The sequence below is a fragment of the Micromonospora sp. WMMD708 genome, from assembly GCF_049315245.1.
In the GTDB taxonomy this organism is placed as follows: domain Bacteria; phylum Actinomycetota; class Actinomycetes; order Mycobacteriales; family Micromonosporaceae; genus Micromonospora; species Micromonospora wenchangensis.
The window spans coordinates 5,574,001-5,592,111 of sequence record NZ_CP186060.1; the positions used below are offsets into that span (position 1 = coordinate 5,574,001).

Below are 18,111 nucleotides of genomic sequence, written 5' to 3' on the forward strand. Positions count from 1 at the left end.
GCAGCGGTGGGGAGGCGGAACGGGAACGGGGACGCCCTCCCGCTCCGTCGAGCGGGAGGGCGTCCCCGGATCAGGCTGGGACGGGTCAGGCGCCGCCGTTGGGGGCGCCGTGGCAGCGCTTGTACTTGCGGCCGGAGCCGCACGGGCAGGGGGCGTTGCGGGACGGGCCCCCCTCGGCGGCCCGGTCGACCGGGCCGGTGTTCCGTCGGGCGGTGCTGGCCGCGGCGGCCTGACCGCTCGCCCCGGCGGCAGCCGGCCGACGCGACCCACCGGCGGCCGGACGGGCCTGCGACGGAGCCTGCGGCTGCCCACCCCCGATGCCGAGCGCCGGGGCGGACGGCTCGGGCTCGGGCCGCTCCACGGCCACCGCGCCCGCGCCCGCCTCCCCGTCGATCGTGGGGGCGGAGTATTGCAGGCCCTGCTGCTGCGGTGCCCGGTTCAGACCCTTGGCCCGGATCTCGACCGGCTTCTCCAGCAGCTGGACCTCCTCGGCCTCCGGCTCCGGCTCCTGGACCTGCACCTCCAGGTTGTAGAGGAAGCCGACCGTCTCCTCCTTGATGCCCTCCATCATGGTGGCGAACATGTCGAAGCCCTCGCGCTGGTACTCGATGACCGGGTCGCGCTGGGCGTACGCCCGCAGGCTGATGCCCTCCTGGAGGTAGTCCATCTCGTAGAGGTGCTCGCGCCACTTGCGGTCGATGACCTGGAGCAGCACCATCCGCTCCAACTGGCGGGTGGCCTCCTCGCCGAGGCTCTCCTCCCGACGGTCGTACGCGGCGTTCGCGTCCTCCCGGAGGCGGGCGAGCAGGAAGTCCTGGTCGAGGCCCGCCCGGGAGCCGACCTCCTCCTCCAGCTCCTCGATGGTGACACCCACCGGATAGAGCTGCTTGAGGCTGGCCCAGAGCTGCTCGAGATCCCAGTCCTCGGCGTAACCGTCGCTGGTGGCGCCCACCACGTACGCGCCGACGGTGTCGTCGATCATGTTGCGGACCTGGTCGGAGAGGTCCTCGCCGTTGAGCACGCGCAGCCGCTCGGCGTAGATCACCTGGCGCTGTTTGTTGAGCACCTCGTCGTACTTGAGGACGTTCTTACGGATCTCGGCGTTCTGGCCCTCGATCTGGGCCTGGGCGTTCTTGATCTGCCGGGTGACCATCTTCGACTCGATGGGCACGTCCTCCGGGATGTTGAACCGCTCCATCACCGCCTCGACCGCGCCGGCCCGGAACCGCTTCATCAGCTCGTCCTGGAGCGACAGGTAGAACCGGGACTCGCCCGGGTCACCCTGCCGGCCGGCCCGACCACGAAGCTGGTTGTCGATCCGGCGGGACTCGTGCCGCTCGGTGCCGAGCACGTAGAGCCCACCGGCGGCGGCGACCTCCTCGGCCTCCGCCTCGCACGCCTGCTTCCAGGTGGGCAGGACCTCCTCCATCGCCTTGGCGTACTCCTCCTCCTGCTCGGCCGGGTCGAGGCCGCGCTGGCGCAGCTCGCTGGCGGCGAGGAACTCGGCGTTGCCGCCGAGGAGGATGTCGGTGCCCCGGCCGGCCATGTTGGTGGCGACGGTGACCGCGCCCTTGCGGCCGGCCTGGGCGACGATCTCGGCCTCGCGGGCGTGGAACTTCGCGTTCAGCACGGAGTGCGGGATGCCCCGGCGGCGCAGCAGCGTGGACAGGATCTCGGAGTTCTCCACCGAGACCGTGCCGACCAGCACCGGCTGGCCGGCCTGGTGCCGCTCGGCGATGTCCTCGATGACCGCGTTGAACTTGGCCTTCTCGGTCTTGTAGATGACGTCGGCGCGGTCCTCGCGGACCATCGGCCGGTGCGTCGGGATGGTCACCACGCCGACCTTGTAGACCTTGTTGAACTCGCCCGCCTCGGTCTGCGCCGTACCGGTCATGCCGGAGAGCTTCTCGTAGAGGCGGAAGTAGTTCTGGAGGGTGATGGTGGCCAGGGTCTGGTTCTCCTGCTTGATCTCCACCCCCTCCTTGGCCTCGATCGCCTGGTGCATGCCCTCGTTGTAGCGGCGGCCGTGCAGGATGCGCCCGGTGAACTCGTCGACGATCAGGACCTCGCCGTCGCTGACGATGTAGTCCTTGTCGCGCTTGTAGAGCTCCTTGGCCTTGATCGCGTTGTTGAGGTAGCCGACCAGCGGGGTGTTCACCGACTCGTAGAGGTTGTCGATGCCGAGCCGGTCCTCCACCTTGGCCACGCCGCGCTCGGTGACCGCGATGGTGCGCTTGGCGTAGTCGACCTCGTAGTCGCCCTCGCCGTCCTTGCCGGCCTGGAGCCGGCCCACCACGGCGGCGAACTCGCCGTACCAGCGGGCGGAGTGCTCGGCGGGACCGGAGATGATCAGCGGGGTGCGGGCCTCGTCGATCAGGATCGAGTCGACCTCGTCGACCACGGCGAAGTTGTGCCCGCGCTGGACCAGCTCGTCGCGGGACCAGGCCATGTTGTCGCGCAGGTAGTCGAAGCCGAACTCGTTGTTGGTGCCGTAGGTGATGTCGCACTCGTAGGCGGCGCGGTGCTCGGCGGCCGGCCGGTTGGGCAGCACCACGCCGACGGTCAGGCCGAGGAACTCGTGCACCTGCCCCATCCAGGCGGCGTCGCGCTGGGCCAGGTAGTCGTTGACCGTGACCACGTGCACGCCCTTGCCGGACAGCGCGTTGAGATAGACGGCCATGACCGAGGTCAGCGTCTTGCCCTCACCGGTCTTCATCTCGGCGATGTTGCCGAAGTGCAGCGCCGCGCCACCCATCACCTGGACGTCGTACGGCCGCTGGCCGAGCACCCGGGCGGCCGCCTCGCGCACCGTGGCGAACGCCTCGGGCAGCAGGTCGTCGAGGGTCTCACCGTCGGCGAGCCGTTCCCGGTACTGGTCGGTCAGTGACCGCAGCTCGTCGTCGGTGAGGTTGACGTAGTCGTCCTCGATCGAGTTGACGGCGGCGGCGATGGCCTTCAGCCGGCGCACCATGCGGCCCTCGCCCGCGCGGAGGACCTTTTCCAGAATCGACACGGATCAACGCTCCCCTAGACAGTCTCGAACCATCGTAGGCGCTCAGCCGGCGCGATGGTCACTGGTGGCGGCGGTCCGACCCGACCAAACCGACATAACGCTCGGCTCAACCCGCCGCCCGGCGGTTATCCGGTTACGCCCACCGCGAACGATCCGGCACGATGACTCGGATGGAGCCTGTGGAGATCATCGAGGACGGCCTGCTGCTGCGTCCGTGGCTCGCCTCGGACGCGGACGACGTGCACCGGGCTTGCCAGGACCCGGACATCCAGCGCTGGACCACCGTACCGCGTCCGTACCGGCCTGAACACGCCCACGGGTTCGTCACCGGGATGAGCGCCCGCGCCTGGGCCGACGGCAGCGGGGCACCGTTCGCGGTCTGCGACGCGGCCACCGGCGAACTGCTCGGCTCCTGCGGCCTGGTCGCGATCGACCAGGCGGTCCAGACCGGCGAGATCGGCTACTGGACCGCCCCGTGGGCCCGGGGCCGGGGGGTCACCGTGCGGGCCACCCGGGCGGTCGCCCGCTGGGCGTTCGACGCGCTGCCGCTGCACCGGCTGATCTGGCAGGCCGAGGTCGGCAACCACGCCTCCCGGCTGGTCGCCCTGCGGGCCGGCTTCCAGGTCTCCGGTGAGCTGCGGCTCGCCCGACCCGCAGGCGACGGCCGGGTCGAGGGCTGGGTCGGGTCGCTGCTGCCCGGCGAGGTGCCGGCGGTCGGCGCGGACGGTCCGGCCGGGCCGGGCACCCTGGAGGCCCGCCGGGCCGCCGTCTTCGGCCGGCCGCAGCCCGTCCTGTTCGCCACGGCCGGCGACGTCGAACTCCGGCTGCGGCCGATGGAGGACCGCGACCTGGACGGGGTGGTCGCCACCTGCCAGGACCCGGACACCGTCCGGTGGACGAGCGTGCCGCACCCCTACCGGCGCACCGACGCCGAGGGCTACCTGGCCTACGGCGGGCTGGCCTGGGCGCGGGGCAGCAGCGCGTGCTTCGTGCTGGCCGACCCGGACGACGCCTTCGCCGGCACCGTCGACCTGCGGTTGAACCCCGTCGACCCGCTGCTGGCCGAGGTGGGTTTCATGACCGCGCCGCACGCCCGGGGCCGGGGCTGGATGCCGGCCGCGCTCGGCGCGCTCGCCGCCTGGGGCGTCACCGGCCTCGACCTGACCCGGGTCGAGTGGAAGGCCCACGTCGGCAACTCCGCCTCCCGGCGGGCCGCCGAGAAGGCCGGCTTCACCGTCGAGGGCACCCTGCGGGGCGGGGTGTCGCAGCGGGGTCAGCGGGTCGACGCCTGGGTGGGCGCACTGCTCGCCGAGGACCTGACGTGACCCCGGAGGTCATCGACGCCGGCCCGGTGCGGCTGCGGCCGTTCCGGCCGGACGACGCCGAGGACCTCGCCGCCGGCCGCGACGATCCGGTGAACCTGCGGTTCAACCCGGTGGGGATGCCGCATCCCTACACGGTCGCCGACGCGCACTGGTGGATCACCGAGGGCGCCCCGGCGGCGTGGCGCAGCGGCGGCGCGGCGTACGCGATCGTCGACGCCGGGACCGACCGGCTGGTCGGCGGGGCCGGGCTCAGCCAGGTGGTGCCGGGCCGGGGGCAGGCGGAGCTGGGCTACTGGGTGGCACCGCCGGCCCGGCGGCGCGGGATCGCCACCGCCACCACCCGGGCCCTGGCGGCGGCCGCGTTCCAGGCCGGCCTGGCCCGGCTGGAGCTGCTGATCAGGGCCGAGAACCCGGCCAGCCAGCGGGTCGCGCTGGCCGCCGGCTTCCACCTGGAGGGGGTACGCCGGGCAGCCGGCCTGGACCGCGACGGCAGCCGGCACGACCTGCTCGCCTGGGTACGCCTCGTCGACGATCCGCCCGGCCCGGTCCCACGCCTGCTGCCGGACCTGCCCGACGGGCGGCTCACCGACACGGTGGTGACCCTGCGCCGGCTCGCGCCTGCCGACGCCGAGGTGCTGCACCGGCTGCACACCCGCGCCGAGGTGGTGGCGACCCGGGTCCGTCCGGTTCCACCGAGCAGGGCGGACATCGACCGGCGCTGCGCCGTCGCCGAGAGCGAGTGGCTGACCGGCCGGGCGGCCGACTTCGCGCTGTGCGACGCGGTGACCGGCACGATGGTCGGCGGTTGCGCCCTGATCCACGACGAGCCGGCCACCGGCCAGGCGATGATCGGCTACAGCCTGCTGCCCGAGGCGCGCGGGCGGGGGCTGGCCACCCGGGCGGTCCGGCTGTTGGCCGGCTGGGCGTGCGGCCCGGCGGGCCTGGCCCGCCTCTGGGCCGGTACGGCCACCTGGAACACCGCCTCCCAGCGGGTGCTGCGCCGGGCGGGCTTCCACCGGGAGGGCGTGATGCGCGCCCGCCTCCCCGCCCCGACGCCGGACACCCCCCGCCCCGACACCGTCCTCTGGTCCTTCCTGTCCACCGATCCCCGGCCCCTCCCGCTGCGGTGATCAAGAGGTTCGCGTCAGCTGGATCTCCGAAGGTGACGCGAACCTCTTGATCGACACCGCCGGGTGGGCGGAGAGAGCGGGGCGGGTGGGTCAGGTGTCGAGGGAGATGATGCCGTAGTCGTAGGCGTGGCGACGGTAGACGACGCTGGGGCGGCCGGACTCCTTGTCGTGGAACAGGTAGAAGTCGTGGCCGACGAGTTCCATCTGGAACAGGGCGTCGTCGACGGTCATCGGGTCGGCCGGATGCACCTTCGCCCGCGCGATGTGCCAGGGCTGGTCGTCGTGCTCCTCCGGGCGCTCCTCGACGGCGGTGGCCGTGCCACCGGCGGACACGTTCGTGTCGTCCAGGCCGGCCACCGGCAGACCGGCGGTGGCGGCGGCGACCGAGATCGGCGCGTGCCGGCCCCGGTGTACGCGGCGGCGGTCGGCCGCCCGGCGCAGTCGGGTGTCCAGCTTGGCGATCGCGGCGTCCAGTGCGCTGTAGAAGTCGTTCGTGCAGGCCTCGGCCCGGATCACCGGGCCCCGGGAGACGCAGGTGATCTCCACTCGCTGGCAGGTGTCGGACTGCCGGGGATTGCGTTCGTGGAACAGCTCCACATCGACCCGGATGAGCTTGTGATCGTAGCGCTCGATTTTTGCGAGTTTCTCCGCTACGTGTACCCGGTAATGGTCCGGCACTTCGACGTTTCGACCCTTGACCACGATGTCCACGTGACCTCCCTTTTCCGGATGGCCGGCTGATCTTTCGAATCCGGCCGCGCGACCTCGGGAGGGCCCCTGGGAGCGTCGACCGGTCAGGTGCGGCTACGCCTCCTTCCACCGTCGGGGGCTGGTGGGAAACCTTCCTACCCCCGACACGAAAACGCTAACTCCTGTACGGGCGACAGTCACCCCCGGTTGCGGGAAACCCTCAGGGAATTAACAGCAAGCAACACCATGGGGTGAAACGGAAACACGAAGCGTCACCATCACCGCCGTTTTTGCGTTGCACCCAGCACGGCCGCGCCGTATGGCGTCATTCCCGCCGCACGCAAAGTCCGACTCACCGCCGCCAGGGTCGCCCCGGTGGTCAGGATGTCGTCCAGCACCACCACCGCCCGGCCGCCGGCATCCCGCCCGGCCCAACCGGGCCGCAGCCGGAACGCCGACCGGGCCGCCGCGGCCCGCCCCGCCCGGTCCAGCTCCACCGAATCCGGCCGGGGCAACGCCCGCACCGGCACCGCCGTCCGTACGTCCCAGCCGGACCGCCGCAACCGGACCGCCGCGTGCCGGGCCAACCGGGTCAGGTGGTCGCCGTAGCGCTCCCGGGCCGCCGCCGCCCGGTCCGGCACCGGCACCAGCAGCACCGGGCGGGCCTCGCCCACCGAGGCCGCCACCACCTCCGCCAGCAACCCGCCCAACGGCCGGGCCAGCCCGTGCCGACCCCGTTCCTTGTACGCCAGCAGCGCCTCCCGCAGCGGCCCCGCGTACGGGCCGAGGGCGTGGCACGGGGGCAGGTCGGGCGGGGCCGGGGTGGGGCGCGCCGGTACCGGGCGCAGCGCGGTGAGCCCGCGTACGCACTGCGGGCAGCAGCCCTGCCGCAGGCGCGCGTCCCGCCGGCCGCACCCCGCGCACCCGGTCGGGAAGACCAGATCGCTCAGGTCGGCCCAGAGCCCGCCCACGTCCGGCACGGCCGGCTCAGAACAGGAAGAACGGCGCGGTCGGGCTGCCCGCCCGGCCACCGGCGGGCGGGGGCGGCACGTCGAGCACCTGCTCGCCCCGGATCGTCTCGGCCGACGACGCGCGGTAGCGGTAGGCGACCCCGTTGGCCTCGTACATCATCATCACCGTCGGCAGCACGTACGTCGGGTTGCCCGGGTAGACCGCGAGGTGGGTGACCCGGGCGCCCACGTCGGTGACCAGCGCGCTCTCCAGCACCCCGTCCACGCCCACCTCGTACACGGCGGAACGGTTGGTGGAGCCGGCCACGGCCAGGGTGTTCTCCTGCGCCCAGTCCACCGCCGACAGGTCGGTCAGCGTGGTGGCGACCTGACGCACCGGCCCGAGCGAGACCACCCCGCCGTCGAGGCTCGCCGCGCTGAGGAGGAGCCGCCCACCGACGATCAACGCGATGCGGTGCCCGTCCAGCGAGGCGGCCACCGCGCTGACCGGACCCGCCGTGCCCACCGGCACCGGCACCATCCGCGCCCGGTCGTCGAACCGGTAGAGCCGCCCGTCGGCCACCACCAGCCCGTACGGCTGGGCCGCGCCGAGCGGGCGCAACCAGACCGGCCGGCCGATCGCCGCGAAGGTCTGCGCCGCCGGGGTCATCACCTGCACCGGCGCCGCCCCCGACCCGGTGACCAGCCGCTGCCGGCCGCCACCGGCGGTGGTGACCAGGGCGGCGAGGGTCTTCTCGGCGGCCCGCCGCACGGCGGCCGAGACGATGTCGTGGTTGTCCTCGGTGCGGATCGGCACGGTGCCGACCGCCTCGGCCTCGAAGGCGAGCGGACGGATCGCCCCGGCGTAGACGGTGAACCGCTGCGGCCCCTCGGTGAGCGGGTAGACCGGGTTGGCCAGGCGGTGCGCGGCGAGATTGTCGATCGTCACCCGGGACTGGTTGCGGGTGGTGAGCTGGAGCGGCCCGTCCAGGTCGGACAGCGACCAGGCCAGCTGGATGCCGAGCTTCTCCAGCTTGCGCCGGTCGTCGCCGGGCAGGTCGAGGTTGACCTCCCACCGGCCGTCGGTCTTGACCGCGTTGTTGATCAGGGCGGTGCGGTCCGGCAGGCCGCTCACCCCTTGCCGCAGCCACTCCGACGGGCCCCCGATCAGCCACTTGACCGCCTCGCTGACAAGTCGCTCGGACGGCACGGCCGCCGGCAGGTAGCGCTGGTCGGCGACCAGCCGGGTGGCGTCGGAGTTCCAGAAGTAGACCGTACGGGTCTGGTAGTACGCCCGCAGCGACAGCGTGTCCAGCAGCAGCACGCTGGGGGGATCGGTGACGTAGTAGCCGCCGGCCTCGGTGCCCTCCTGGCCCGGTTCGGCCGAGCCGCGCAGCGAGAACTGGTATTCCGTGTCGGTCACCACCGGCGGGCCGAGCACCCCGTTGGCCCGCAGCACCCCCACCTGCTGCACCGGCAGCCGGACGGTGAGCAGCCCATCGGCGTTCTCGGTGATCACCGGCTTCTCGGTCAGCCGGACCACGTTGATCGCGACCTCGCTGCCCTGCTTCTCGGCGAGCCGGTTGCGGTCCTCCCGGGCGATGAACTGCTTGACCCGGGCGTACGCCCGCTCGGGCTCGCCGGCCGCGGCGGCCAGGAAGTTCTGGACGAACGCCTCCCGGTCGGCACCGCTGGCGGTCCGGGTGGGAGGCTCACCGCGACCGAAGCTGGACGAGCCCGCCGACACGGCCGGCCCGGAGCCGTCCACCTGCACGTCGGTGTGGTCGGGGATGCCGCAGCCGGCGACGGCGGCCAGCAGTCCGGCGCAGAGCAGCCCGGCCAGGCCGCGCAGCCGGTTCACGACCGGGCCTCCGCCCGATCGTCGGCACCGGCGGCGGACCCGGGGCCGATGGCCAGCACGCCACCGCCGGCCGGTCCGATGGCCAGCAGGTCGCCGTCGCGGGGGCCGCCGAACGGCAGGGTGGCGTCGGCGGGCACCAGCCGCAGGGGTGAGGTGGTGAGCCGGTCCCCGGAGCGGACCGGCAGGGTGAGCCGGAACTGGGCGCCCTGCCCGGGAGCGCCCCACGCCTCCAGCCAGCCGCCGTGCAGCCGGGCGTCCTCCAGGCTGATCGACAGGCCCAGCCCCGTGCCGCCGGTCTGCCGGGCCCGGGACGGGTCGGCCCGCCAGAACCGGTTGAAGACCAGCTTCTCCTCGCCCGGCTTGAGCCCGACGCCGTGGTCGCGGACGGTGACCGCGACGGCGGTCCGGTCGACGCCGAGGGTGATCACCACCGGCTTCGCCTCGCCGTGCTCCACGGCGTTGCCGACCAGGTTGCGTAGCACCCGCTCGACCCGGCGCGGGTCCACCTCGGCGATGACCGGGGTGGTCGGCACGGCCAGCTCGATGGTGACGCCGACCCGCTCGGCCAGCCCGGCGAGGCGGTCGGCGACCCGGTGCACCACCGGCACCAGGTCGGTCGGCTCGGAGTCGAGCATGGCGAAGCCGGCGTCGAAGCGGCTGATCTCCAGCAGGTCGGTGAGCAACTCCTCGAACCGGTCCAGCTCCGCCTGGAGCAGCTCGGCGCTGCGCGCCACCGCCGGGTCGAACTCGTCGCGCTCGGCGAAGATCAGGTCGGCGGCCATCCGGACGGTGGTCAGCGGGGTCCGCAGCTCGTGCGACACGTCGGAGGTGAACCGGCGTTGCAGGCGGGACATCTCCTCCAGGCGGAGGATCTGCCGTTGCAGGTTGGTCGCCATCTGGTTGAACGAGGCGGCGAGCAGGGCGAGGTCGTCCTCGCCGTCGACCACCATCCGCTGGTCGAGCAGGCCGGCGGAGAGCCGTTGGGCGGTACGTGCGGCGACCCGGACCGGTGTCACCACCAGCCGGGTGACCAGGGCGGCGAGCAGGCCCAGCAGCAGCACCAGGGCCACCCCGGTGGCCAGCACGGTGGCCCGCGCGTCGGCGGCGGTGGCGTCCTGCCGGTTGAGCGGAACGAGGTAGTACAGCTCGAGTTGGCCGAAGCGGGTCGGCACCGGGGAGCCGTAGACCAGGTACTTCGTCCGTTCGCCGGCGAGTCGGCCGGTGCGGATCTGGTGGGCCACCTTGCCGTCGGCGACGGCGGCCCGCAGCTCCCGGCTGACCAGCGGGCGCACGTCCATCGCCGGTGAGGTGCGGGTCTCGATGATGCCGGCGTAGTTGTCGGCGGTGATCGCGACCACCACCCCGCTGGTCTGCTGCGGGTCACCCCCGGCCAGGTAGTTGACCGTGCCCTCGATGGTGTCCTGGAGCTGGGCCTCCTGCGGCTGGCTGTAGAGGAAGAACTGCTTGGCCGAGTAGTCGCTGCCGTTGCGCAGCCGCAGCAGCACGTCGGTCTCGGCGTTGTCGAGCAGGATGTTGGTGATCTTGTCGGCGATGAGGTAGGCGAAGCCGCCGACCAGCAGGCTGGACACCACCAGCGTGATGGTCACCACCCGGACCTGCAACGACCGTCGCCAGGTCTGGCGCAGGCCGGCGGTCACCCGCAGCGCGCGGCCCACCAGCACGCGCCGCAGCGCCCGCGCGGCGGGACGCCAGCCGGCGGCGTGCTCGGGGGTGGGGACGGGTGCACTGGTCACGGTGCAGCCCAGGCTATCCGGTACCCGCCTTGTAGCCCACGCCCCGCACGGTCAGGATGATTTCCGGCCGCTCCGGGTCCGGCTCGATCTTGGCGCGCAGCCGCTGCACGTGCACGTTGACCAGCCGGGTGTCCGCCGCGTGCCGGTAGCCCCAGACCTGCTCCAGCAGAACCTCCCGGGTGAAGACCTGACGCGGCTTGCGGGCGAGCGCGACCAGCAGGTCGAACTCCAGCGGCGTCAGCTTCACCTCCTCGCCGTCGCGGCTGACGGTGTGCGCCGGCACGTCGATGGTGATCTGGTTGCCGGGCGGGCCGATGGTCAGCATCTCCGGTGCGACGTCCTCGCCCCGGCGCAACCGGGCCCGCATCCGGGCCACCAGTTCCTTGGGTTTGAACGGCTTGACCACGTAGTCGTCGGCACCGGACTCCAGGCCGAGCACCACGTCGACGGTGTCGCTCTTGGCGGTCAGCATGACGATCGGCACGCCCGACTCGCCACGGATCGCCCGTGCCACGTCGATACCGCTCATTCCAGGCAGCATCAGATCGAGCAGTACGATATCGGGGCGACTGTCCCGGAACGCGGCCAACGCCCGTTCCCCGTCGGCGACGAAGGAGGGCAGGAAACCCTCACTGCGCAGGACGATGCCGAGCATCTCGGCGAGCGCGGGGTCGTCGTCGACCACCAGTACCCGGGCTCTCATGGGGTTTATGTTTCCATCCCCGTTCAGTTGGTGGGATCGGCGTCTGGATGGCACGGTACTGCCGGAAGAGGTGCCTCCGCACGTCCCACGCGCGATATCTCCCCCGATGACCGCATCGCGTGAGCCGCCCGGTGGATCCACCCGGCCGGTCGTGCCATGTCACCATGATCCCCGGGCAGGTCGCCGCCCGCCAGCCACCATCCGCAGGAGTACGTGTGCCCGACGTCGGCCCGACCGCCGTGCTTCCCCGGCGTCCGCTCACCGTCGGTGAACTGCTCGACTCCGCCGTCCTGCTGCTGCGCGACCAGGGCCGGGTGCTGGTCCCGCTGGGCGTCGCGCTCGCCGCCGGTGAACAACTGCTGCTGTACCCGCTGCGGCGGCTCGCCGACGCGCTGCCCCCGGTCTGGTGGAGCGACAGCGGGGTGTTCCCGCTGTGGTGGCAACTGCTCGCGGTGGGCGCCGCCGCCGAGGCGGTGATCGTCCTACTGCTCGGCAACCCGGCAGCCCGGGCGGCCGGCACGGCGCTGCTCGGCCGCCGGGCCACCGTGGCGCAACTGCTCCGCCCGGCGAGCGCCCGCTGGGGCGTCACCCTGCTGCTCGCCCCGGCGGTGGGCCTGCTGATGCTGGTCGCGGCCCTGCTCGGCCCGGCCTGGCTGGTCGGCTACGGGCTGCTCGGCTCGGTCGCCGCAGCGGTGGTGCTGGACCGGGTGCCCGGGGTGTCGGCGGTGCCCCGGGCGGCCCGCGTCGCGGTACGGGGCCGGGCCGCCGCCGTCCGGCTGCTGGGCTACCTCGGCTGGTGGGTGCTGCGGGTCGGCCTGGCCCTCGGCCTCTTCTTCGGCGTCGAGTCGCTGCACCTGGTCGACCTGTCCGACCCGGGCGTACGGGCCGCCGCCGCCATGCTCGCCTTCGGCGCCGTGAACAGCGTCGCCTACCCCGCCCTGGCCTGCCTGGACGCGGTGATCCACCTGGACGCCCGGATGCGCGCCGAAGGGCTGGACATCCAGCTCGCCCGTACCCCCGCGGGGCTCGTCGCGCCCGGCCTGCCGGCGGTCGGGCGATGAGCCGGTGGTGGACGGAGGCCGTCGCCGCGCTCGGCGACGTGCTGCCGCTCCCGCTGGCGGCGCTGCTGGTGGTGCTGCTGGCCGGGGTGGCGGCGCTCGCCTGGTACCACTTCCCGGCCTGGGTGCCCCGCCGGCTGCCCCGGTGGCGGCTGCCCCGGCTCCGGTTGCCCCGGTGGCGACGACGCACGGCCGACGGGCCGGCCGCGGTGGCGCTGCCCCGCCCCCGTGGCGCCCACGACGACCTCCCGGCCGACGCCGCGCGTTCCCTGGCCGACCGGCTGGCGGCCGAGGGCCGGTACGCCGAAGCCGTCCGGGAGCGGCTGCGCGCCATGGTCCGCCGGCTGGTCGCGGTCGGCGCGGTGGCCCCCCGGCCCGGGATGACCGTCACCGAACTGACCGACGCGGCGGCCCGCGCCCGGCCCCCGGTCGACCCGCCGTTGCGCGCCGCCGGGGCCATCTTCGCCGAGCTGTGGTACGCCCAGCGCCCGGCCGCCGCCGACCACGACCGACGGATGCGGGAACTCGCCGACGACCTGGACCGGGCGCTGTCCGCCCCACCACCGGACGGGGGCGCCCGGTGACCGGCCCCGCCACCGCCACGCTCGGCGCTCCCCCGCCGACCGCGGGCGGCCCGCCACCGGTCGCGCCCGTGCGGCGACGTCGCCGCCGGCACCGGGTGATCGTGCCGTTGGCGCTGGCCGCCGCCCTGCTCGCCGGCACGATCGCCGCCCACGGGCTGGACCAGCCCGACCCGGGCGACCCCGGCTTCCTCTCCCCGGTCGCCACCGACGACGACGGGGGCAGCCGCCTCGCCGACGCGCTGCGCGCCCGGGGGGTCACCGTCGCGCGGGAGACCGACCTGCTGCCGGCCCTGCTCGGCCTCGACCGTGACCCGGCCACCCTGTTCGTCCCGGCGGCGGAGCTGCTGCACCCGGACACCCTCGGCGCGCTGGGTGAGCTGCCGGCCGGCCGGCGGCTGGTCCTCGTCGACCCGTCCCGCCGGGTGCTCGAATCCGCCGGCCTGCCGCTGGTGCCGACCGACCGCCGCTGGGCCACCCGGGCGGTCGGTCCGGAGGCCGGCGGCCGGCCCTGCGCGGTGCCCGAGGCGAACCGGGCCGGGGTCGCCGCCGCCGGGCTCCAGCGGTACGCCGCCGCGCCCGGCACGGCGGCCACCCTCGACCGTTGCTACGCCGACGGCCTGGTCCGGCTGCCCGGCCGGGCCGAGGTGCTGGTGATCGGCGCCAGCGACCCGTTCCGCAACGACCGGATCGCCGAACACGGCAACGAGGCGCTCGCCACCGGCCTGCTCGGCGTCCACGGGCGGGTGGTGTGGCTGGACCTGGACGGCCCGGCACCGGCCCCGACGTTCGGCCGGCCCGGCGGCACCGGCGAGCCCGCCTGGTCACCCACCCCCGGCGGGTCCACCGGGTACGACGGCGACGGCAGCGGCGAGGGCGGCCCGGGTGGCCCCGGAACCGCCACCGGTGACGGCGACGGCGACGGTTCGGGTGACGCCCCCGACTCGGCCGGTCCCCCACCACCCGACGACCATCCACTGCTGGACGCCTTCCCGCCCTGGTTCTGGGCGCTGCTGCTCCAGCTCGCCGTGGCAGCCCTGGTGATCGTGCTGTGGCGGGCCCGCCGGCTCGGCCCGCCGGTGACCGAGCCGCTGCCCGTCGAGGTCCGCTCCGCCGAGACCGTGCTCGGTCGGGCCCGGCTCTACCAGCGGGCCCGTGCCCGGGGCCCGGCCGCCACCACCCTGCGGACCGCCGCGTTGGGCCGGTTGCGCGGCCGGCTCGACCTGCCCGCGACACTCGGGCCGGCGGAGGTGGCGGCCCGGGTGGCCGGGCCGGCCGGCGGGACCCCGGAGCAGATCCACGAGCTGCTCTTCGGCGCGGCTCCGCAGACCGACGCCGAACTGCTGGAGCTGGCCCGGTCGCTGGACCGGCTGACCCGTACCGTGGCGGCAGCGCCCGACCGTCCGACCGAAGGAGACCCCCGGTGACCCGACCCGCCACCACCGCCGAGCCCACGGCCGGCCCGGACGACGCCCGGGCCGCCCTGCACCGGCTGCGCACCGAGGTGGCCAAGGCGGTCGTCGGTCAGGACCCGGTGGTCACCGGCCTGGTGATCGCGCTGCTCTGCCGGGGCCACGTCCTGCTCGAGGGGGTGCCCGGGGTGGCGAAGACGCTGCTGATCCGTACCGTCGCCACCGCCCTGGACCTGGACTCCAAGCGGGTCCAGTTCACCCCCGACCTGATGCCCGGTGACGTCACCGGTTCGTTGATCTTCGACCCGCGCACCGCCGCGTTCACCTTCCGGGAGGGGCCGGTCTTCACCAACCTGCTGCTCGCCGACGAGATCAACCGGACGCCGCCGAAGACCCAGTCGGCGCTGCTGGAGGTGATGGAGGAGCGCCAGGTGTCGGTCGAGGGCGCCCGCCGGCCGCTGCCGGACCCGTTCATCGTGGCCGCCACCCAGAACCCCGTCGAGTACGAGGGCACCTACCCGTTGCCCGAGGCGCAGCTCGACCGGTTCCTGCTCAAGCTGACCGTGCCGCTGCCCAACCGGGACGAGGAACTGGGGGTGCTGCGCGCCCACCACGCCGGGTTCGACCCGCGTGACCTCGGTGCGGCCGGCGTACGCCCGGTGGCCGACGCCGCCGACCTGGCCGCCGCCCGGGACGCCGTCGGCCGGGTGCACGTGGCCGAACCGGTGCTCGGCTACATCGTGGACCTGTGCCGGGCCACCCGGGCCACCCCCGCCCTGGAGCTGGGCGCGTCGCCCCGGGGGGCCACCGGGCTGCTCAGCACGGCGAAGGCGTGGGCCTGGCTCGCCGGCCGCGACCACGTCACCCCCGACGACGTCAAGGCCACCGCCCGGCCGACGCTGCGGCACCGGCTGCGGCTGCGGCCCGAGGTCGAGCTGGAGGGGGTCGGGGTGGACGCGGTGCTGGACACGGTGCTGGCCACCGTGCCGACCCCGCGATGACCTGGCGGGCGGCCGTCCTGCTGCTGGCGGGCGTGCCCACCCTGCCGTTCTGGCCGGACCCGGTGCCCGCCGTCGCCGTGATGACCGCCGTCGTGCTGCTGCTCACCGCCGTGGACTGGGCGCTCGCCGCCCCGCTGCACGGGCTCAGCGTCGACCGGGAGGGCGACCGGGCCGTCCGGCTCGGCCACCGGGCGACCGTCACGCTGCGCCTGGCCAACACCTCCGGCCGTACGCTGCGCGCCCAGGTGCGCGACGGGTGGGTGCCGTCGGCGGGGGCCCGTCCGGACGTCTCCCCGGACCGGGTGTCCCGGGTCGGACCGGGCGGGGTGCTGGTGCTGCCCAACCGGCTCACCCCCACCCGGCGCGGCGACCGGCCGGCGGTGACGGTGACGGTGCGTTCGTTCGGGCCGCTCGGGTTGGCGTTCCGGCAACGGGCCGGGCGGCCCGCCACCCCCGGCTGGACACTGCGCGTGCTGCCCCGGTTCGACTCCCGGCGGCACCTGCCGGAGAAGCTGTCCCGGCTGCGGGTCATCGACGGCACCCAGGTCACCCGGGGACGCGGCCAGGGCACCGAGTTCGACACCCTGCGCGAGTACGTGGTCGGCGACGACGTGCGCTCCATCGACTGGCGGGCCAGCGCCCGCCGCTCCGACGTGCTGGTCCGCACCTGGCGGCCGGAGCGTGACAGGCGGTTGGTGTGCGTGCTGGACACCGGCCGCACCTCGGCGGTACGCGTCGGCGACGTACCCCGGCTGGACGCCGCCATCGACGCGGCGCTGCTGCTGACCGCGCTGGCCGCCCGGGCCGGCGACCGGGTCGACCTGCTGGCCGCCGACGCCGCGATCCGGGCCACCGTCACCGGCACCGGACGGCGGGACCTGCTGCCCCGGCTGGTCGACGCGCTCGCGCCGGTGCACCCGGCGCTGGTGGAGACCGACTTCGACCTGATCGTCGCGGAGATCCTGCGGCGGCACCGGCGGCGCAGCCTGGTGGTGCTGCTGACCGCGCTGGAGCCGGGGGCGCTCGCCGAGGGGCTGCTGCCGGTGCTGCCCCGGCTGGCCGCCCGGCACCGGGTGGTGGTGGCGGCCGTGCACGACCCGGTGCTCACCGCGTTGACCACCGGCCCGCCGGTACGCCCCGAGGACGCCTACGCCGCCGCGGCCGGCTGGCGGGCGCTCGCCGAGCGGGACCGGGTGCGCGCCGCCCTCGGCCGGTACGGCGTGACAGTGGTGGACGCCCCGGCGGACCGGCTCGCCCCGGCCCTGGCCGACACCTACCTCCGGCTCAAGGCCCTCGGTCAGCTCTGACACCCGCTCTCCCCACCCGGCCCCGCCTGCCGCCTGCCGCCTGCCGCCTGCCGCCTGGACATCATGATCGAATTGCCGAAAAGAGCAGTTCTCCCGGCGTGTCGTGTGCATAACGGCAATCTGATCATGGTGTCTCCGTCGCCCCGGTGGGCGCAGAGCAGGAAGGGGTTGGTGGGGAGGGGTGGTGGGGAGGACGCCGTGGGGTGTGGCGGTCAGTGAGGGCGGTGGGTCGGTGGGGGGCGGTGGGTCGGTGGGGGGCGGTGGGTAGGGTGCCAGGCGCGGGTGGGGTCGGTGGAGGGCCAGAGTTCGGCCAGCCACGGGTCGGTCCGCTCGACCGGTAGGCGTTCGACGGCAACCGCCCGCCGGCCGAGCAGCACCACGTAGGCGAAGAAGCCCAGCCAGACCGCCGCGCCGACGCCGACCCGCAGCGCCACCGGCACCGGTGCCGGGGTGACGAACGCCTCCAGCAGCGCGGAGACCGCGAACAGCCCGACCAGACCCACCGCCACCAGGATCGCCGACCGGCCGGCCTCGGCGACCGACCGGCCCCGGCCCAGGTGATCCGGCGGCGAGATCCACGCCCAGGCGGTACGCAGCCCGACCCCGGCGGCCACGAAGACCCCGGTCAGCTCCAGCAGCCCGTGCGGGGTGATCAGTCCGAAGAAGACGTCGGAGCGGCCGTAGGAGACCATCACGCCGCCCACCACCCCGATGTTCAGCGCGTTCTGCCACAGCAGGTAGAGCACCGGCACGACGAGCACCCCGGCGGCGAGGCACTGGGCGGCGATCCAGGCGTTGTGGGTCCACAGGTGGAAGGCGAAGGTCGGGGCGGAGAACTCGGTGTAGTAGCCGGCGAATCCGGAGTCGACCAGGTCGGCGGCGGCGTCCGGGCCGATGAACGCGGCGGCGGTGCCCGGGTTGCCGGCGACGTACCAGATGAGGAAGCCGCTGAGCAGGCTGAACCCGGTCGCCACCGCGCACCACCACGGCCAGGCCCGGTAGACCGCGCCGGGGAACCCGACGGTGAGGAACCGCCCGACGGTCGACCAGGAGGCCCGCTGCCGGCCGGTGATCCGGGCCCGCGCCCGCAGCACGAGCTGGGAGAGCCGGCTGACCAGGGCAGGATCGGGTGCCCGGCTGCGCAGCGCCGACAGGTGGGTGGCGGTGCGCTGGTAGAGGAGGACCATCTCGTCGATCTCGTCGACGTCGAGCCGGCGGCGGTCGCAGAGCAGCTCCAGCCGTCGCCACTGGTGGCCGTGCTCGGCGACGTACGCGTCGAGATCCACTGGTCCTCCCCCGTTCCGCGACCATAGTGTTCACTGTCCG

Annotated in this window: 14 protein-coding genes; 7 read left to right on the forward strand and 7 right to left on the reverse strand. The window is 74.3% G+C overall.

Features of this window, described 5'->3' with window-relative positions; translation table 11 throughout:
* Nucleotides 1-85: 85 nt before the first annotated feature.
* Nucleotides 86-3,013, reverse strand: a complete 2,928-nt coding sequence (gene secA / locus ACN260_RS24465; protein WP_421485719.1) for a preprotein translocase subunit SecA — start codon at nucleotides 3,011-3,013, stop codon at nucleotides 86-88.
* Nucleotides 3,014-3,183: 170 nt separating this feature from the next.
* Between secA and ACN260_RS24470 the strand changes: the two genes are divergently transcribed.
* Both ACN260_RS24470 and ACN260_RS24475 read left to right on the forward strand, forming a co-directional pair.
* Entirely contained in the window at nucleotides 3,184-4,338 is a 1,155-nt protein-coding gene (locus ACN260_RS24470) for a GNAT family N-acetyltransferase (RefSeq protein WP_422753235.1), read from the forward strand.
* The gene (locus ACN260_RS24475) at nucleotides 4,335-5,468 is read left to right on the forward strand and encodes a GNAT family N-acetyltransferase (RefSeq protein ID WP_422753236.1); all 1,134 of its coding nucleotides are present in this window, start codon (nucleotides 4,335-4,337) and stop codon (nucleotides 5,466-5,468) included. Before ACN260_RS24470 ends, ACN260_RS24475 begins: the two co-directional genes overlap by 4 nt.
* A gap of 90 nt (nucleotides 5,469-5,558) precedes the next feature.
* Here ACN260_RS24475 and hpf read toward each other — a convergent pair whose 3' ends face one another.
* The 5 genes from hpf to mtrA all read right to left on the reverse strand — a co-directional run bounded on the left by hpf (nucleotide 5,559) and on the right by mtrA (nucleotide 11,426).
* The gene (gene hpf / locus ACN260_RS24480; RefSeq protein WP_421485712.1) at nucleotides 5,559-6,179 is read right to left on the reverse strand and encodes a ribosome hibernation-promoting factor, HPF/YfiA family; all 621 of its coding nucleotides are present in this window, start codon (nucleotides 6,177-6,179) and stop codon (nucleotides 5,559-5,561) included.
* A gap of 257 nt (nucleotides 6,180-6,436) precedes the next feature.
* Nucleotides 6,437-7,138 (reverse strand): ComF family protein, encoded by a 702-nt coding sequence (locus tag ACN260_RS24485; RefSeq protein ID WP_422753237.1) that lies wholly within the window; start codon nucleotides 7,136-7,138, stop codon nucleotides 6,437-6,439.
* A 7-nt stretch (nucleotides 7,139-7,145) separates the two neighbouring features.
* Nucleotides 7,146-8,969, reverse strand: a complete 1,824-nt coding sequence (locus tag ACN260_RS24490; protein ID WP_422753238.1) for an LpqB family beta-propeller domain-containing protein — start codon at nucleotides 8,967-8,969, stop codon at nucleotides 7,146-7,148.
* Nucleotides 8,966-10,648 carry an MtrAB system histidine kinase MtrB gene (gene mtrB / locus ACN260_RS24495; protein ID WP_422756814.1) on the reverse strand — a complete coding sequence of 561 codons (1,683 nt, stop codon included), beginning with the start codon at nucleotides 10,646-10,648 and terminating at the stop codon, nucleotides 8,966-8,968. Before mtrB ends, ACN260_RS24490 begins: the two co-directional genes overlap by 4 nt.
* A gap of 88 nt (nucleotides 10,649-10,736) precedes the next feature.
* Nucleotides 10,737-11,426 (reverse strand): MtrAB system response regulator MtrA, encoded by a 690-nt coding sequence (gene mtrA, locus ACN260_RS24500; RefSeq protein WP_067306208.1) that lies wholly within the window; start codon nucleotides 11,424-11,426, stop codon nucleotides 10,737-10,739.
* A gap of 215 nt (nucleotides 11,427-11,641) precedes the next feature.
* Here mtrA and ACN260_RS24505 point away from each other — a divergent pair, with 215 nt between their 5' ends.
* The 5 genes from ACN260_RS24505 to ACN260_RS24525 are packed head-to-tail and all read left to right on the forward strand — an operon-like array spanning nucleotide 11,642 to nucleotide 16,785.
* Nucleotides 11,642-12,487 carry a hypothetical protein gene (locus ACN260_RS24505; RefSeq protein WP_422753239.1) on the forward strand — a complete coding sequence of 282 codons (846 nt, stop codon included), beginning with the start codon at nucleotides 11,642-11,644 and terminating at the stop codon, nucleotides 12,485-12,487.
* Entirely contained in the window at nucleotides 12,484-13,068 is a 585-nt protein-coding gene (locus tag ACN260_RS24510) for a DUF4129 domain-containing protein (protein ID WP_422753240.1), read from the forward strand. Before ACN260_RS24505 ends, ACN260_RS24510 begins: the two co-directional genes overlap by 4 nt.
* Nucleotides 13,065-14,492, forward strand: coding sequence for a DUF4350 domain-containing protein (locus tag ACN260_RS24515; protein ID WP_422753241.1), 1,428 nt, complete (start codon nucleotides 13,065-13,067; stop codon nucleotides 14,490-14,492). Before ACN260_RS24510 ends, ACN260_RS24515 begins: the two co-directional genes overlap by 4 nt.
* Nucleotides 14,489-15,478 (forward strand): AAA family ATPase, encoded by a 990-nt coding sequence (locus ACN260_RS24520; RefSeq protein ID WP_422753242.1) that lies wholly within the window; start codon nucleotides 14,489-14,491, stop codon nucleotides 15,476-15,478. The genes ACN260_RS24515 and ACN260_RS24520 overlap by 4 nt, the downstream gene beginning before the upstream one ends.
* A complete protein-coding gene (locus ACN260_RS24525) occupies nucleotides 15,475-16,785 on the forward strand; it encodes a DUF58 domain-containing protein (protein ID WP_422753243.1) in 1,311 nt (436 codons plus the stop codon). The genes ACN260_RS24520 and ACN260_RS24525 overlap by 4 nt, the downstream gene beginning before the upstream one ends.
* A 212-nt stretch (nucleotides 16,786-16,997) precedes the next feature.
* Here the strand turns inward: ACN260_RS24525 and ACN260_RS24530 are convergent, their stop codons facing one another.
* Nucleotides 16,998-18,071, reverse strand: coding sequence for a stage II sporulation protein M (locus ACN260_RS24530; RefSeq protein WP_422753244.1), 1,074 nt, complete (start codon nucleotides 18,069-18,071; stop codon nucleotides 16,998-17,000).
* Nucleotides 18,072-18,111: the final 40 nt, after the last annotated feature.

What these genes read in the sequence shown, in the direction of transcription:
- ACN260_RS24525 (WP_422753243.1), top strand. Translation starts at nt 15,475, where the DNA reads ATGACCTGGCGGGCGGCCGTCCTGCTGCTGGCGGGCGTGCCCACCCTG.
- ACN260_RS24510 (WP_422753240.1), top strand. Translation starts at nt 12,484, where the DNA reads ATGAGCCGGTGGTGGACGGAGGCCGTCGCCGCGCTCGGCGACGTGCTG.
- ACN260_RS24470 (WP_422753235.1), top strand. Translation starts at nt 3,184, where the DNA reads ATGGAGCCTGTGGAGATCATCGAGGACGGCCTGCTGCTGCGTCCGTGG.
- mtrA (WP_067306208.1), bottom strand. Translation starts at nt 11,426, where the DNA reads ATGAGAGCCCGGGTACTGGTGGTCGACGACGACCCCGCGCTCGCCGAG.